The sequence below is a fragment of the Bradyrhizobium sp. JYMT SZCCT0180 genome (assembly GCF_018130165.1).
In the GTDB taxonomy this organism is placed as follows: Bacteria; Pseudomonadota; Alphaproteobacteria; order Rhizobiales; family Xanthobacteraceae; genus Bradyrhizobium.
Genome location: NZ_JAFCLZ010000012.1, coordinates 21,553 through 36,520, shown reverse-complemented (window position 1 = coordinate 36,520; position 14,968 = coordinate 21,553). Strand labels below are relative to the sequence as shown.

Sequence of the window (14,968 nt, the reverse complement as noted above, 5' to 3'; positions counted from 1 at the left end):
AGGATGACGCCGGACTGCAAGCAGGATTTAAGCCGAAAGCGTGGCCTTCTTCACCCAGACCTTGTTGTCATGGAACGCCGCACCGCCCACGGGGGCGATCGCCTCGGCTCCAGTCAGCATGTTGATACCGCGACCGCCGATATGGGCCTTGTTCGGCTGAATGGATTCCGCGATCAGTACGCCGCGTCGCAGCCCGTCGAACAGCTTTAACGTCAAATTCGTCTCGCCTCTCACGTTGCCGAGTGTGACGACATCCCCATCGGCGAGCCCGAGCGTAGCGGCATCATCGGGGTGCATCATCACCGAGGGCTTGCCCTCGCGCGCGATCGACGATGGCGTTTCGTTGAAGCTGGTGTTGAGAAAGCTGCGCGCGGGACTGGTGGCGAGCCGGAACGGATGGGCCTCATCCACTTCCTCGATAATGTTCCAGTGGTCCGGCAGCGACGGCATCTGTGCCCAGGGGCCCAAGGCGTTGCCGAAGGGCGGGTTCGCCCAGTCGGCCTTGAAGTGGAACTTCTTGTCCGCATGCGCAAAACCGTCGAGGTAATGCGAGGTACGGAAATCCGGCTGGAGGTCGCGCCAGAGATCCGCCTCCAGGGCCGCGATATCGCCATGACCGCTCTTCTGCAGCGTCGCGTCGATCAACTCGCGCGGCGACATCGTAAAGCCGGGATGCACGGCGTTAAGCCGACTGCCGAGGCCCTGCAACACCTCGTGGTTCGAACGGCACTCGCCGGGCGGATCGATCAGCTTGGCGCCGACCGAAATATGCTGATGGCCGCCACCGTAATAAAGATCGTCGTGCTCCATGAACATGGTCGCCGGCAGCACGATGTCGGCCATGACAGCCGTCTCGGTCATGAACTGCTCATGCACCACCATGAACAGGTCTTCGCGCGCAAAACCCTGGCGCACCAGCGCCTGCTCCGGCGCCACCGTCATCGGGTTGGTGTTCTGGATCAGCATCGCCTTCACCGGCGGCCCGCCCTTCAAGGCTTCCGTGTCGCCGGTCAGGATACGGCCGATCTGCGACTGGTCGAGCCAGCGGGTGGTGCGATCGAGCGCATCGTGGCCCTCGATGATGGATTCATCGAACTTCCAAATCGCAAAATTGTTGAAGAACGCGCCGCCGCCTTCGTGTTGCCAGGCGCCGGTTACCGCCGGAATACACAGCGCCGCATGCATCTGCGCCGCACCATTACGGCTGCGCGTGAAGCCATAGCCGAGACGAAAGAACGAACGCTTGGTCTGACCGACCAGGCGGGCGAACGCCTCGATCTCCTCGACCGGCACGCCCGAGATCGCTGAGGCCCATTCCGGCGTACGGTTCGCTAGGTGTGCTTCCAGTTCATTCGGGCAATCGGTGTAGCGATCCATATATTCGCGATCGGCGTAACCTTCCCGGAACAACACGTGCATGACGCCGCAGGCGAACGCACCATCGGTGCCGGGCTTAAGCAGGATCTTGATATCGGCCTGCTTCATGGTGTCGTTGTTGTAAACATCGATCGCAGCGATCTTGGCGCCGCGCTCCTTGCGGGCGCGCATCGCATGCGTCATCACGTTGACTTGGGTATTCACGGGATTGGTGCCCCAGATCACGACAAGGTCGGACACGCCCATCTCGCGCGGATCGACGCCGGCGATCTTGCCGGTGCCGATGGCAAATCCGATACGGGCGACGTTCGCGCAAATCGTCGAGTAGAAACGGGAATATTTCTTCACATTGGCAAGACGGTTGATGCCGTCGCGCATGACCAGGCCCATCGTGCCGGCGTAATAATACGGCCATACCGATTGGGCGCCGAATTCCTTCTCAGCCTGATCGAAACGCGCGGCGATTTCATCCAGGGCGTCATCCCACGAGATCCGCGCAAACTGACCGGAACCCTTGGGTCCGATGCGACGCATCGGGTGCAACAGCCTGTCGGGGTGATGGATGCGCTCGGCATAGCGGGCGACCTTGGCGCAGACGACGCCGGCCGTGTAGGTCTGCTGCTTGGAGCCACGCACCCGGCCGATGCTGCGGCCGTCGATCACCTCGACATCGAGCGCGCAGGCCGATGGGCAATCATGCGGACAGGTGGAGTGGCGGATATCGACCTTGGCATGCTGGTTCATGCCCCGATAGGTAACATCAAAATCCGCCGTCGCCGAGTAGCTTTATCGACGGGTACACCGGCGAAAACGGCAAGCAAGCCATGCATCGGGCGCCGACGCAGGCCCCTCCGTTGGCGTGAAGCCAGAGCCTCCACCAGTGCGCTCCCGCTCGTCTTCGACGCACTACGCCGAAGGGCCCGAGATAAAAAATCGCGAAAACAACCCCATGCAAAGAAAGGAACCCCTTGGAAAGAAAGGGGTCGCTGGCATGGATGCCATACCCGCAAAAACATTTTGACACGTCGGGCAAATCAGTAGCAGTTCTTCATCATCCCGGAATTCGGCAAAAGCACCCGCGGCGCCGCGCAATAGCGCGCTTTGCGTCAAAAGCAGCCAACTAGCCAGGCCGTGTTCTCATAAATCGCCTCATTTCCGCTTAGCCCCTACGTCAAGTGATTCCAAGCAACCCTGCTAGTTGGCTAGGAATGGACCTGTCTCGATGCGGAAACATGACATTGATAAGCGATCTGTTTATATCTGGCCGACATCGATAGACGGCCGAAATTGCCGCTTGGGCGGTTTCGTGACGGCCAAGCGAGGCCGAGATTTTAGCATGCGTGACGTGGCAGCAAATTGCCTCCGGCTTTAGCTTTAATGCCTCGCTCACCAGTGGCGAACCGCGCTCGGGATCGCCCAGACAAAGCCAATTGAGCGCCATTTGCGACAAGAAGCCTGCTCGAAAATAATGTGCGGGGGCAAGTCGAAGCATCCGCTCGAGGATTTCGTTCGCCTCCCGAGTCTCTCCGGCAAACGATAGAACGTTTCCGCACGGCCCTAAGACGGTGATCGAATTACTATTGAGGGCCAAGGCACGCCGCGCATAGGCCAACGCCTCGTCGTGATCTCCGACGAATGCCAGCCCGACTGCGTGAAGGCCTTGGCTGAGATGATCACCGGGACTGAGGGATGTCGCCTTGCGTGCCGCCTCCAACAAGAGGCCGGCGTCCGCCTGGTCTTCGGACCAGCCAGTCATCAACTCGACGATATAGGCATTTGCGAGGTATTGATAAGCTGCGACGCTCTTTGGATTGGCCTCCAAAGCGCGGTTGGCGCAGGCGATAGCAATGCGATTGCCTGTGTGCGTGCATTCTGCGATATGCCATCCTGCTGCACGCAGCGGCGAGCTTGCAGAGTTTGGCGCACCAACATCTCCGCGAACGAGCGTGATCCACAGCGTGTATTCAAGCGATGCAACGATATCGCGAACAATTTCGTCTTGCAGATCGAAGGCAGCTGAGTAGTCGCGGTCGTAACGATCTGCCCAGATGTGATTGCCAGAAATTCCGTCAATGAGCTGCGCAGTGGTGCGGATGCGTGTGCCAACCTTCCGGACGCTTCCCTCAACTACAAAGCGTACGCCTATGTCACGGGCGATCCTTCGGATATCAACCGAACGTCCCTTCTGAGCAAAGCTGGAATTGCGTGAGACGACATTCAGCCACCGAAACTTCGAGAGGGCCGTTATGGCGTCCTCTACCAAGCCATCGCAGAAACCTTCCATTTCGGTGTCATGGCTCAGGTTATCAAACGGAAGCACCGCGAGACTTGGGCGCGTCCCGCGTTCTCCGGCTGAATGAACCGAAGCCGGAGTGTCAGAGCGATCATGGACTTCCGGACTGGCGGCGTTCGGTTGTCCAATCGTCTCCTCTGACCTGGTCATTTCCCTTGCCGCAATGCTGTAGACACTTACTGGGCGTGCGATGTTTTTTAGCGTTTGATTGCCAAGATCGACGAAGGAAAATGGCACTTTGTCGCGAACTTGATCGTATGCGGCACCCGATATGCAGACGCCACCCGGCTCAGCGAGCCCTTCAAGGCGTGCCGCGATATTGACGCCATCGCCGAAGATATCGCTATCGTCAATGATGATGTCGCCGACGTGAATGCCGACGCGGAATTCGATTCTTTTATCCTGCGGCACGGCGGCATTCTGTTCGGCCATTCTGCGCTGCATTTCGATCGCACTGCGTACCGCATCGACGGCACTGGCAAACTCCACCAGCATGCCGTCACCGGTCGTTTTAACGAGGCGACCTCGATGGGAGGCTACAGCGGAGTCAACGAAACCCTTTCGCACAGCTTTTAGCCGGGACAGCGTGCCTTCCTCGTCAGCCCCCATCAGGCGGCTATACCCGGCGACATCCGCCGCCAACACTGCTGCGAGCCGCCGTTCCACGCGCTCGTCGTTCAAGGTACACCTCAGCCCTGGGAAATCGAATTGCCCAGTCTACTTATCAGAAAAATAGGCCCCTGTCCGACAAGGCCAACTGTCCGCTGTGGGTCTCGAAGTGAGCAAAACGAGTCCGCCTTCAAGGGCCAGCGGCCGCGATCACTGCGCGGGACAGGCCGCGCCGCTCTTCACCCAGGCCTCGACCAGCGCGCCGGCCTGCTTTTGCGTACCGGGCGCGGGGCTGCGGCCGGCACCCGGGGCCCAGGCCCAGCCGACCAGCGTATCTTCGCCGATGTGATGGATCAGATCCTCGGGCTTACGACCGCCGTTGCGCGCGGGATCCTTGAGCTGCATGCAAATCTCGGCAACCGTCTTGCCCTCCCATGCCATTTCGCGCGGCGCGAGGTGCCATTCCGGGTGACCCGGCATGCGAGCCGGCTCAAAGTTCGCATTCTGATGGCAAATCGAGCAGCGCATCGCCGGAAGACCGTGGCCATCGATGCCGCGCGCGACGGGTGGCTGATGCAGCCGGCTCTCATCGCCTTGCCTCGGACGGTCAGTCGCCGGATGGCAATTGGTGCAGCGTGGATGGGTGAGCACTTTGCCGAGTTCAGTGAAGATCGCAGCGGATCGCGCGTTCGTATCGGCAATGGATGCAAAGCTCTCAGGGCTGGCAAGATTCCGGGGCGCAGTTTCGGAAACCGCGTAGCCCGCAAGCATGCTCGTCGCCACGGTGGCGATAGAGACGAGAATCTGAAACCGCGGTTTCGATTTCATGTCGCTTGGTCCTCGCGCCCGGTCATTGCTTCGCCACGAGATAGCGCTTGGAATCCGCGAGGATCACGTCACGTACCGCTTCGTGATATTTGACATAGCCGGTGCAGCGGCAGATGTGTCCGTCGAACGCTTCCGCGATGGTTTTTTCGAGTTCCGCGCGCGCGACCGGAGCCTTCGCCAGGCGCTCCAGCAGCACCTGTCCTTCGTTCAGGAAACCGGCGGTGCAATAGCCGCATTGGAACGCGAAATGCTCGATAAACGCCTTCTGCAGCGTCGTAAGCTCGCCATTCTTCGCATGCCCCTCGACGGTCCGGATGGACTTGCCGTCGAAACTCACCGCGGAGACAACGCAGGTCGGGCTGGTGAAGCTCGTCCCGTCGGGATTGTCGATGATGACGGCGCAGCTCAGGCACTGCGCAGCGCCGCAGCCGAACTTGGTGCCGGTCATCCCGAGATACTCGCGCAGGAAATCGTTCATCGAAAGATCGTCGCGAACATCCGTCGGTCCGTGCGCGCGGCCATTGATCGTGATGCTCAATCTGGTCACGCGAGCACTCCCTTGAGCAGGCTGGCGGTCACCGGCAAGGATTGGAAGCGACGGCCGGTGGCATCGAAGATGGCGTTCAGGATCGCCGGCACCACCGGAACCATCACGACTTCCGCCATGCCCTTCGGTGGCTCGTCCGGCGTAAGTGGCGGCAACATCTCGGTTTCGAGGTCATGCAGCGGCAGATCCGACCCGCGCGCCACAAGATACTGCCCGAGATTCCACTGGCCGTTGCCGGGACCCCCCTCGTAGGGTGGCAGGTTCTCCAGCAACGCATAACCAACGCCCATCGCAAACCCGCCTTGCGCCTGGCCCAGCACCACTTCGGGCACCAATGCGCGGCCGCATTCAAATACGTTGTAGGCCTTGGCGATACGCAGCACACCGGTCGCGCGCTCAATTTCGACGCGGACCAGCGTTCCGCACATCGAGGTATAGGTGTTCCCGCTCTGGTTGTTGACGGCTGGCGGGAATCTGACGCTGACCCGATCGATCCGGGCGAACTTTCCGTTACCCTTCCGTACCGCCAGCGCATCGATCTCGGCGCGGTATTGTTCGCCGTTGAACGGAAAGCGCGCACGCGACCACTCCCAGCGGGAGAAGCTGTGCGCCATGGCGCCGGTCACCAGGTTGCGTGCATGCGCCTTCGCGGCCAGTGCCGGCAAGGGCAGCGCCGCAAGACCGGACATAACAAGCTGCCCGTCTTTCCATTGCGCCTTCGCCCAATCCTTGGCGCGCGGGTCGTTCGGGGCGATGTTCCACAATTCAAGCGCCGCCGGCCACAAGCCGAAGCGGAAGATGACGCGCGCCGCCTCGGCCGCCGAATGGGTTCCCACATGCGCGCCGACCGAGGCGCTGGTCGCCGTACTGATCGCGGGCACCCAGCGCGGGTCTTTCTCTGCCCGATCCTGCGTCTTCTGATCCATCGTGTAGGGATCGCCCGACGTGACCAGCCCGAGGACATCATAGCTATCGACGCGTGCCACCGAAACTTCGTCGGCGACGATGCCGAGATGGATCGCCACCCGGTTGGCCAGCGCGGTGCCAATACCATTGCCCATCTCGACATGGTCGCAATAGATCGTAATCCGGCCTTCGGGCGAGAGTTCGACACGCCCCAGCGAACAATCGGCGCCGGCGCCGTAGTCCTTGGTCACACAGGCGAGCCCGGTGCCAACGAGGGTGCCAGGCCGCGCGGCTGACTTCTGCTGCGCGCGCTGCTGCCAGATCGGGTGCTTCTCGAGTTTGTCGAGCATTTCCGTGGTGCGGACCGAGACGATGTAGCGATTGCCGCTCATGGTCCGGCCGTCGGGCTTGAGCGCGTTGCGGCGCCGGAATTCAATCGGATCGAGTGGCAAGGCAGTTGCCACCTCGTCGATCAGCACTTCCAGTGCCGTCATGGACTGCAGCGTGCCGTAACCGCGCATCGATCCGGCCGTGACGCCACGGGAGTGCACCACAACCGTGGTTACATCGACTTTCGGAATGTCGTAAATGCCGATCGCCGCAGTCGCGGCAACGGTTGCCACGTTGACAGAAAAATTGGCAAGACCACCGCCATCGAGCACATGGTCGGCGGCGAAGGCCGTGATCTTGCCGGTGGTCCGGTCGACCCCGATCCGGGATCGCATCTTGAAGGGATGGCGCTTGATGCCGGCCTGAAACTGCTGATAGCGGTCATGCGCCAACCGGACCGGACGGCCGGGAAAGAACATCGCCGCCAGCGCCACATAGAGGACGAACGGTGTGTGGTCGCGGCCGCCGAACCCGCCGCCGACATAGGTGAACTGGGCATTGATGCGTGCCGGCTTGAATGGAGCGCTCGCCTTGCCGAGCATATGCTCAATCGATTCAGCCGCCTCGTAGGGAGACTGCACGCCAAGGACGAGTTCCAGGCTTTCGCTTTTGTTGTTGTACCAGCCGATGCCGGCTTCCGGCTCGAGAAACATCGGATCGACGGATTGGGTTTCAAACTCGCGATCCAGCATCAGCAGATTGGAATTCTTCGCTGCGAGCTCGCTTCGAATTTGTTCGCCGTAGACCGCGGCCTTGGAGTAAGGCGCCGGCGTGTCCTTTGCGAGCGGCGACCACACCGGGAGTGGCGAGATCTGGGAGCGTCCCGGGCTGACCCAGCCCGCCTGGATCGGCGAATAGACATCGGGCGCGTCAGGCGTTGGCCCGGCCACCCGCGTGAAGCGATAGGCACCGTAGTTTGGTATCGCGACCGGGCCGGTCTCTTCGCCGAACTTGACGAAGGTCCCGTCGCGCAACGCCAACCGCGCCCGGTCGAAGGCGTCAAACGTCTCGAAGATCAACAGCGCAACCGGCTGTCCCATATAGATCGGCGTCTTGCCGACCGGACAGAACAGGTCGCCGGTGTAGAATGCTGGAACGCGGGTGCCGATCTTGTCGAGGTCATCAGCGGTCACGACCATCGACGGCTTGAGCGCGCCGCTCAGCCGCGCGAGATCCATTCCGACATAGACATGCGTGGCGTCTGGCGCGCGAACCAGGATCGCGTGCGAGGTGCTTTGCGGCCAGCCCGGCAGGTCGGACGCACGGAAATCAGACGCGTAGAGTTTTGCGCCGGTGACTTTGGCAACGCCGTCGATGCGGCCAGCACCATTGGCCGCTGGATTCCAGCCCTCGCGTCCCGGGAGAGAGGCACGTGGGGGCAACCCGGCCGCTTCCGCCGATCCCAGGCGTGACAGGCTGAGCGCGATGCCGCTTGCCGACACCCACTTCACAAACTCGCGCCGCGAAGGCCGCATGTTCCTACCTGTTGGTCAACGCTATAGTGATGGCAGCCGGCTCTCAAACCGGCTGTCATAGCTGCTCGAACTACTTCAGATCGGCAATCGATGCCGGGCCCGGCCCTGTTGTCACCAATGTCGGCCATTGCTTCGAGCCGAACGGAACGACAGGCGGCAGGAACGGCGTCATGCCGCGCTTGCCGGTTTCCGCAACGATCGCGACACGCGCGTCGCCCCCCATCAGCTCGTAGTCCATCAGATGATAGTTGCCAAAGAACAGCGAGCCGACCGAGCGATCCGCAATGATGCGGGTCAAGGATTCCAACATGTCCGCCGGTGTCGTCGTGAACGAAACCGTCTCGATCAGCAGCAAGCGGCTGTTGATCGCGTCAGGGCCGAAGAATTGCGCGAGAACGCTGAACAGCACGTTGTTCTGGCGCGCCACATAGATCGTGTTGCTCGCGGCATAGGTCTTGTCCCAGTCGGCGCCGAGTTGCTTCTTCCAGTCCGCCAGCACGGTCATCCAGTGCCCGACTTGTGTCTGCGCCGCCCAAGCCACGTTCTTCGCCAGATACGGCGCCTGCTTCTTGCCGAAGGCTTCGAGCGTGGCGAACGGCACGGCGCCCTTGGCGACGCACTCGTCCATGAACGCGAGGTTGTTCTGCAGGATGGTCCGATTGTTGTCGCGCCAACCGGGCTCCATCGGCGTGGCGTCGAGGCCATCGAGCGCCGATTGCATGCGGCTGCGATAGGCCAGCATCGCCCCGCGCCAGGATTTGTCATCGGGATTGTCGACATAGGGGCCGACGACCTGGGCCAGCGCCATCGTGCTGTGGCCGACCGACTTGAGGAGTTGATAGACGATCGGCACCTGCGGCGCATCCATTGGCGGCATTCCCGGCCGGTACAGGATCATCCGACCGCCGGCGCCCGAGAACAGGGCGAGAATCACCGGATGCTTGTCCAGGATGTTCTTCTGGAAGATCTTTGCTGCATTGCCATAAAGCTCGAACATGCCGGTGTTGAGCGCCAGCATATCCCTGGTCGCGATATCCGAGGCGGTTGCAGCCGATTTGCCCGAGATCGGCGCCATATAGGCCGGAAGGGTCTGGGCATTGCTGACGGTGCTGCTGCCGGCGAGCAGAAGGGTAGCAACAGCCATGCAGGGGAAGAGCTTCATGTCACATTCCTCGCGACGGGGTGTCCTGGATCAGCAATCAGTTTTCCACTCTCAATGATTCTGTTTGCGTTGGCCACGGCCAGCGTGGCGTCGATGATGCAGATGGTTGCGGCTTGATTGATGCAATACGTCAAATAGGACGGGGCAAATAGGACGGGGGCATTTCCGGAAAGGGCTGGTGATCAATTGGTCAAACAGGCCAGCAGCGCGACGAATGTCGCACCTGAGGGTACTAGCGGTCATCGCGCGGATCGCTAGACTTCCCTGAAGCCAGATTGGGCCGGCAACAGGCCAAGCAGAACAAGGCTGGGTTCGGGAGGTTGAAATGATGCGCTTGAGATGGGCGCTTGCGCTGGCGGCAACGCTTGTCGCGGCACAGACCGTTCTTGGGACAACAGGCCTGGCGCAGGACTATCCCTCAAGGCCGGTTCGGGTGATCGTCCCGTTCGGCGCCGGTGGCCCTGCCGACGTCACTGCCCGTCAGATCGGCAGCATCCTGCAGGAAAACTTCGGCCAGCCCTTCGTGATCGAGAACCGCACCGGCGCCGGCGGCGTCATCGGCACGCTGGAGGCGGCCAAGTCACCGCCTGATGGTTACACGTTGCTGATGATGTCGAACACCCAGACCGCCAATGAATCCCTGGTGCCGCAGCGCAAATATGAGCTGATGCGTGATCTCGCGCCGATCGCTCCGGTCAACTATTCAGACCTCGTGATCGTGATCCACCCAAGCGTTCAGGCAAAGACGCTGCAGGAATTCATCGCGCTGGCCAAATCGCAGCCCGGCAAACTGAATTACGCGTCGTCCGGCCAGGGCACGCCGTATCACATGGCCGGCGAGCTGTTCAAAACCATGGCCGGCGTTGATCTCGTGCATGTGCCCTACCGCAACAGCGGCGAGGCGCGTAGCGGGGTGATTGGCGGCCAGGTGCAGATGATGATTGATGCGGTTCCGACGATGGCGCCCAATGTCGCGGAGAACCAAGTGCGCGCGCTGGCGACCACCGGCAAGACGCGCTCCACCGTGCTGCCCAACGCGCCCACGACGATCGAGGCCGGCGTTGCCGGCTATGAGGCGACCATCTGGCTGGGATTGATGGCGCCGGCAGGAACGCCAAAGGCGGTCATCGACAAAATCAATGCCGCCGTGAACGCCGCGGTGAAACGGCCGGATATCGTCAAGCTCTGGACCCAGCAGGGCGCGGTTCCCATGGCGATGACCCCGGAAGAGTTCGACAAATTCCTGCGCGGCGATATTGTGAAATGGGCTGAGGTCGTCAAGAAATTCGACAAGCCGCAATAAGAACCGCCAGCCAGGGTCTTCGCCCAATGCCAAGCGTTCGATTTCGCCTTAATGGCGTCGAGATGGATGTCGACGCCGATCCCGATCGGTCGCTGCTGGATATTTTGCGCGGGCAGCTCGGCATGACCGGATCGCATTTCGGCTGCGGCGCGGGTGAATGCGGCGCCTGCAACGTCATGATCGGCGATCGCGCGGTGGCGGCCTGCGATACACCGCTGTGGTCGGTGGCGGACAAGGACATTACGACCATCGAGGGCTTGGGAACTCCTGAGCGACCGCATCCATTGCAACGCGCCTTCATCACCGAGCAGGCGCTGCAATGCGGCTATTGCGTCTCCGGCATTCTCATGAGCGCGGCCGCGCTGCTGAAACGAAATCCCAAGCCCGGCAGCCGAGAAGTGAAAGAAGCGCTCGACGGTAACCTTTGCCGTTGCGGCTCGCATAACCGCATGGTGCGGGCGGTGCTGCGCGCAGCCGACGAGATGGCGGCGGAATGAACCAGCCAGCGCCGAGCCCGTCCTCGCCCAAATTGCCGGTGAATCTCGCGGCAAACCCGAAACTGTCATCCTGGTTGAAATTTTCGCCGCAGGGACAGGTGACGGTCTCGCCGGGCAAGGTGGAGATCGGGCAAGGTATTGTAACGGCCCTGGCCCAGATCGCCGCCGACGAACTCGACATCGATATTTCCCGCGTGCAGATGATCCGCGCGTCGACCGCTGCCAGCCCCAACGAGGGCGTGACTTCAGGCAGCCTCTCCGTGCAACAATCCGGACGCGCGATGCGGCATGCCTGCGCCGAGGTACGCCAGATCTTTCTTCAACTGGCATCGGAACGGCTGGGTGTCGACATCGCTTCGCTCGGTGTCGAGGACGGCACCATTTCAGGGCCGGGCAATGTCACGACGAGCTATTGGGAGCTTGCGGAAGAAGTCTCGCTCGATCGCGACGCGACGCCCGATGTGAAGCCTAAACCAGCCACACGCCGCGCGCTCGCTGGAAACTCGGTGCAGCGGATCGACATCCCCGACAAGGTATTCGCGCGGGCGCGCTTCATCCACGATTGGGCATTGCCGGAAATGCTGCACGGCCGCGTGTTGCGGCCACAGAACGCGCGCGCGAAACTCACCGGGCTGAAAGACGGCAATGTCCGGACGATAGCCGGCTTCGTCGCAGTGGTGCGCGATGGCAGTTTCGCGGGCGTCGTCTGCGAAACCGAGCATGGCGCGGAAGCTGCGCTGCAAGCCCTGCGCAAGGGCGCGGTCTGGGCCGACGGCGAGCCCCTTCCCGACGAAAGCGATCTGGCTGCATTCCTGAAGGCCGCCCCCTCGGAAACGACGATCATCGACAAGCGAACAGCATCGTCGCCCGGTGCCAAGAAGCGGACGCTTCGACGGCAATATACCCGCCCCTATATCGCCCACGCCTCGATCGCGCCTTCCTGCGCCATGGCGCAGTGGAACGGCGACCGCGTCCACGTCTGGACCCACAGCCAGGGCGTCTATCTCCTGCGCACCGATCTGGCGCTGGTTCTCAAACTGCCGGCCGAGAATATCATAGTGGAACATATGGAGGGTGCCGGCTGCTATGGACATAACGCGGCCGACGACGTTGCACTCGACGCTGTGTTGCTCGCCAAAACCACCGGCGGCCGGCCGGTGCGGGTACAATGGTCGCGCGAAGCCGAGATGTCGGACGCGCCGTTTGGCGCGGCCATGGCGATCGAGATTGAAGCCGATCTCGACGCAGCGGGTGAAATCATCGACTGGCGCCATTCCATCTGGAGCAACGGCCATGTAGCACGGCCCGGTCGCGCGGCGCAGCCGGCACTGCTGGCGGGATTCGAGGTGGAAAACCCGTTTCCGCGGATGATCTCGACCAATCCACCGCAGGCCAATGGCGGTGGCAGCGATCGCAATGCCGTACCGCTCTATGACTTCCCATCCTGGCAGATCGAAAGCCATCGCCTGACGACCATGCCGATCCGCACCTCCGCGCTGCGGACACTTGGCGCGCAGGGCAATGTATTCGCGATTGAATCCTTCCTTGATGAGATCGCCGCCGAGCGCGGCGAAGACCCGGTCGCATTCCGGCTGCGTCACCTGACGGATGAGCGGGCAAAGGACGTGATCCGCGCTGCTGCGAAGCGCGCCCGGTGGAAGCCTGAGAAGCAACCCGGCATTGGCTACGGCATCGCCTTTGCGCGTTACAAGAACACCGGCGCCTATTGTGCCGCGGTCGCCGAGATTGAGGGGGCCGGCGATATCCGCGTCCGAAAATTGACCCTGGCGGTCGATGTCGGTGAAGCCATCAATCCTGATGGCGTCATCAATCAGATCGAAGGCGGCGCAATCCAGGCCACGAGCTGGGTGTTGAAGGAACGCGTCCGCTTCGACCGGCAACGCATCACCAGCACCAACTGGACGGAGTATCCGATCCTTCGCTTCAGCGAGGTTCCGGAAGTCGAAGTCGAACTGATCCAGCGGTCGGAGATGGACCCGGTCGGTGCCGGCGAAGCTGCCCATGGCCCGGTCTCGGCGGCCATTGCCAACGCCGTGTTCGACGCGCTCGGCGTGTGCGTGCGCCATCTTCCAATCACGCGCGAAAACATCATCGCCGCCATGGAGCAGGCCCCATGAGCAACCTGAACATCCTGAGCGGCGGCGCAGCACAGGGACTGGTCGGCAGCCTGGCTTCGAAATTCAAGGCGCAGACCGGTTTCGATATCGCGGGAGAGTTTGGCGCGGTTGGCGCCATGGCCGACAAATTGCGCAGCGGCATACCGGCCGACATCGTCATTTTGACCGCAGCGATCGTGGCCAAGCTTGCCGAGGAGAAGCTGGTGGCCACCTCATCGATCGCAAATGTCGGCCTGGTAGAGACCGCCCTCGCCGTCCGCGCCGGCGATCCCTCTGTTGCGGTCAAGGATACCGTCGGCTTACGCGAATGCTTGCTTGCATCGGATGCGATCTATGTGCCGGACACGGTAGCCTCGACCGCCGGCATTCACGTCGCGAAGGTGCTGGCGCAACTCGGCATCACCGATGAAGTCGCCGCACGGCTCAAGATTTTTCCGAATGGCGCGACCGCCATGCGCGAAATGGCGGCATCCGATGCGCGACGTCCGATCGGCTGCACGCAATCGACCGAGATCATCAGCACCAATGGCGTCAGCCTGTCCGGGACGCTGCCACCCGGCTGCGAACTCGCAACGATGTACACAGCTGGCATCGCCACCAAAGTTGCCCACGCTCCCCAGGCGCAGCAGCTGATCGACTTGCTGGTCGGCGCAGGGCAACAAGAACAACGCGACCGCGCAGGGTTTATCAGCATTCCGAAATAGCCGCATCCTCCCCAAAGGGTTCTATCGTGAAAATCATCGACCTGAGCCGAGAGCTCTATCATCGCACCCCGAGCTATCCTGGCCACCCACCTGTCATCCACGGCGTCTGGAAGACCCACGAAGAATCCCTTGCCGAGTCCGGTAACGTGCACGGACTTGCATCGATGTTCATCTCAATGGTCGATCACGCCGGCACCCACATCGATGCGCCCCGGCATTTCGGCAAGAGCGGCATACCGATCGATCAGTATCCGCTGGAGAAATGCATTGTGCCGGGTATCTGCCTCGACCTGCGCCACATCGCGCCGCGCGCGGAGATCACTCCTGCCGATCTCGAGGTCGCCGTGACAAAGGCCGGCGTGCCGGTACCGAGGGATGGCACCGTACTGCTCTGCACGGGCCACCACGAACGCACATTCCCGCGCAAGGAATATTCGAACGATAATTCCGGTGTGAATGTCGCCGCGACCGAATGGCTCGCACAGCAGGGCGTCGTGCATTTTGGCATAGACTCGATGCGGCCCGGTCCCGAAGGCGACGTGAACGCGCTCGTTCACAAGGCCTGTCTCGACCTCGACATCACCCACATCGAGAGCTTGTGCAATCTGGAAGCGCTGCTCGGCAAAGGCCAGTTCACCTTCATCGGCCTGCCGATGAAGTGGCGCGGAGGCACCGCCTCCCCGATCCGCGCTGTGGCCGTGTTCGACCTGTGAAAATAATATCGCGAAACGCGCCGGAG

At 61.8% G+C, this 14,968-nt stretch carries 11 protein-coding genes; 5 read left to right on the top strand and 6 right to left on the bottom strand.

What is annotated here, in order from left to right; translation table 11 throughout:
- Positions 1-27: 27 nt before the first annotated feature.
- From JQ641_RS18585 to JQ641_RS18560, 6 genes are all read right to left on the bottom strand, one after another.
- Positions 28-2,121 (bottom strand): molybdopterin oxidoreductase family protein, encoded by a 2,094-nt coding sequence (locus JQ641_RS18585; RefSeq protein WP_211997437.1) that lies wholly within the window; start codon positions 2,119-2,121, stop codon positions 28-30.
- 427 nt (positions 2,122-2,548) lie between these two features.
- Positions 2,549-4,351, bottom strand: coding sequence for an adenylate/guanylate cyclase domain-containing protein (locus JQ641_RS18580; protein WP_211997436.1), 1,803 nt, complete (start codon positions 4,349-4,351; stop codon positions 2,549-2,551).
- A gap of 138 nt (positions 4,352-4,489) precedes the next feature.
- Positions 4,490-5,107 (bottom strand): Isoquinoline 1-oxidoreductase subunit, encoded by a 618-nt coding sequence (locus JQ641_RS18575; RefSeq protein WP_211997435.1) that lies wholly within the window; start codon positions 5,105-5,107, stop codon positions 4,490-4,492.
- Positions 5,108-5,129: 22 nt separating this feature from the next.
- Complete coding sequence (locus tag JQ641_RS18570; protein ID WP_211997434.1) at positions 5,130-5,654, bottom strand: (2Fe-2S)-binding protein; 525 nt, start codon at positions 5,652-5,654, stop codon at positions 5,130-5,132.
- Positions 5,651-8,425, bottom strand: a complete 2,775-nt coding sequence (locus JQ641_RS18565; RefSeq protein ID WP_211997433.1) for a xanthine dehydrogenase family protein molybdopterin-binding subunit — start codon at positions 8,423-8,425, stop codon at positions 5,651-5,653. The genes JQ641_RS18570 and JQ641_RS18565 overlap by 4 nt, the downstream gene beginning before the upstream one ends.
- Positions 8,426-8,495: 70 nt before the next feature.
- Entirely contained in the window at positions 8,496-9,587 is a 1,092-nt protein-coding gene (locus JQ641_RS18560) for a hypothetical protein (protein ID WP_211997432.1), read from the bottom strand.
- A gap of 328 nt (positions 9,588-9,915) precedes the next feature.
- On the opposite strand from JQ641_RS18560, the gene JQ641_RS18555 reads away from it, so the two are divergent.
- From JQ641_RS18555 to JQ641_RS18535, 5 genes are read left to right on the top strand one after another with little or no spacing between them, the layout of a single operon-like run.
- Positions 9,916-10,890 (top strand): tripartite tricarboxylate transporter substrate binding protein, encoded by a 975-nt coding sequence (locus JQ641_RS18555; RefSeq protein ID WP_502754971.1) that lies wholly within the window; start codon positions 9,916-9,918, stop codon positions 10,888-10,890.
- Positions 10,891-10,916: 26 nt separating this feature from the next.
- Entirely contained in the window at positions 10,917-11,387 is a 471-nt protein-coding gene (locus JQ641_RS18550; protein ID WP_211997430.1) for a (2Fe-2S)-binding protein, read from the top strand.
- Positions 11,384-13,525, top strand: coding sequence for a xanthine dehydrogenase family protein molybdopterin-binding subunit (locus tag JQ641_RS18545; RefSeq protein WP_211997429.1), 2,142 nt, complete (start codon positions 11,384-11,386; stop codon positions 13,523-13,525). The genes JQ641_RS18550 and JQ641_RS18545 overlap by 4 nt, the downstream gene beginning before the upstream one ends.
- Entirely contained in the window at positions 13,522-14,229 is a 708-nt protein-coding gene (locus JQ641_RS18540) for a molybdate ABC transporter substrate-binding protein (protein ID WP_211997428.1), read from the top strand. Before JQ641_RS18545 ends, JQ641_RS18540 begins: the two co-directional genes overlap by 4 nt.
- 26 nt (positions 14,230-14,255) lie before the next feature.
- The gene (locus tag JQ641_RS18535; protein ID WP_211997427.1) at positions 14,256-14,942 is read left to right on the top strand and encodes a cyclase family protein; all 687 of its coding nucleotides are present in this window, start codon (positions 14,256-14,258) and stop codon (positions 14,940-14,942) included.
- Positions 14,943-14,968: the final 26 nt, after the last annotated feature.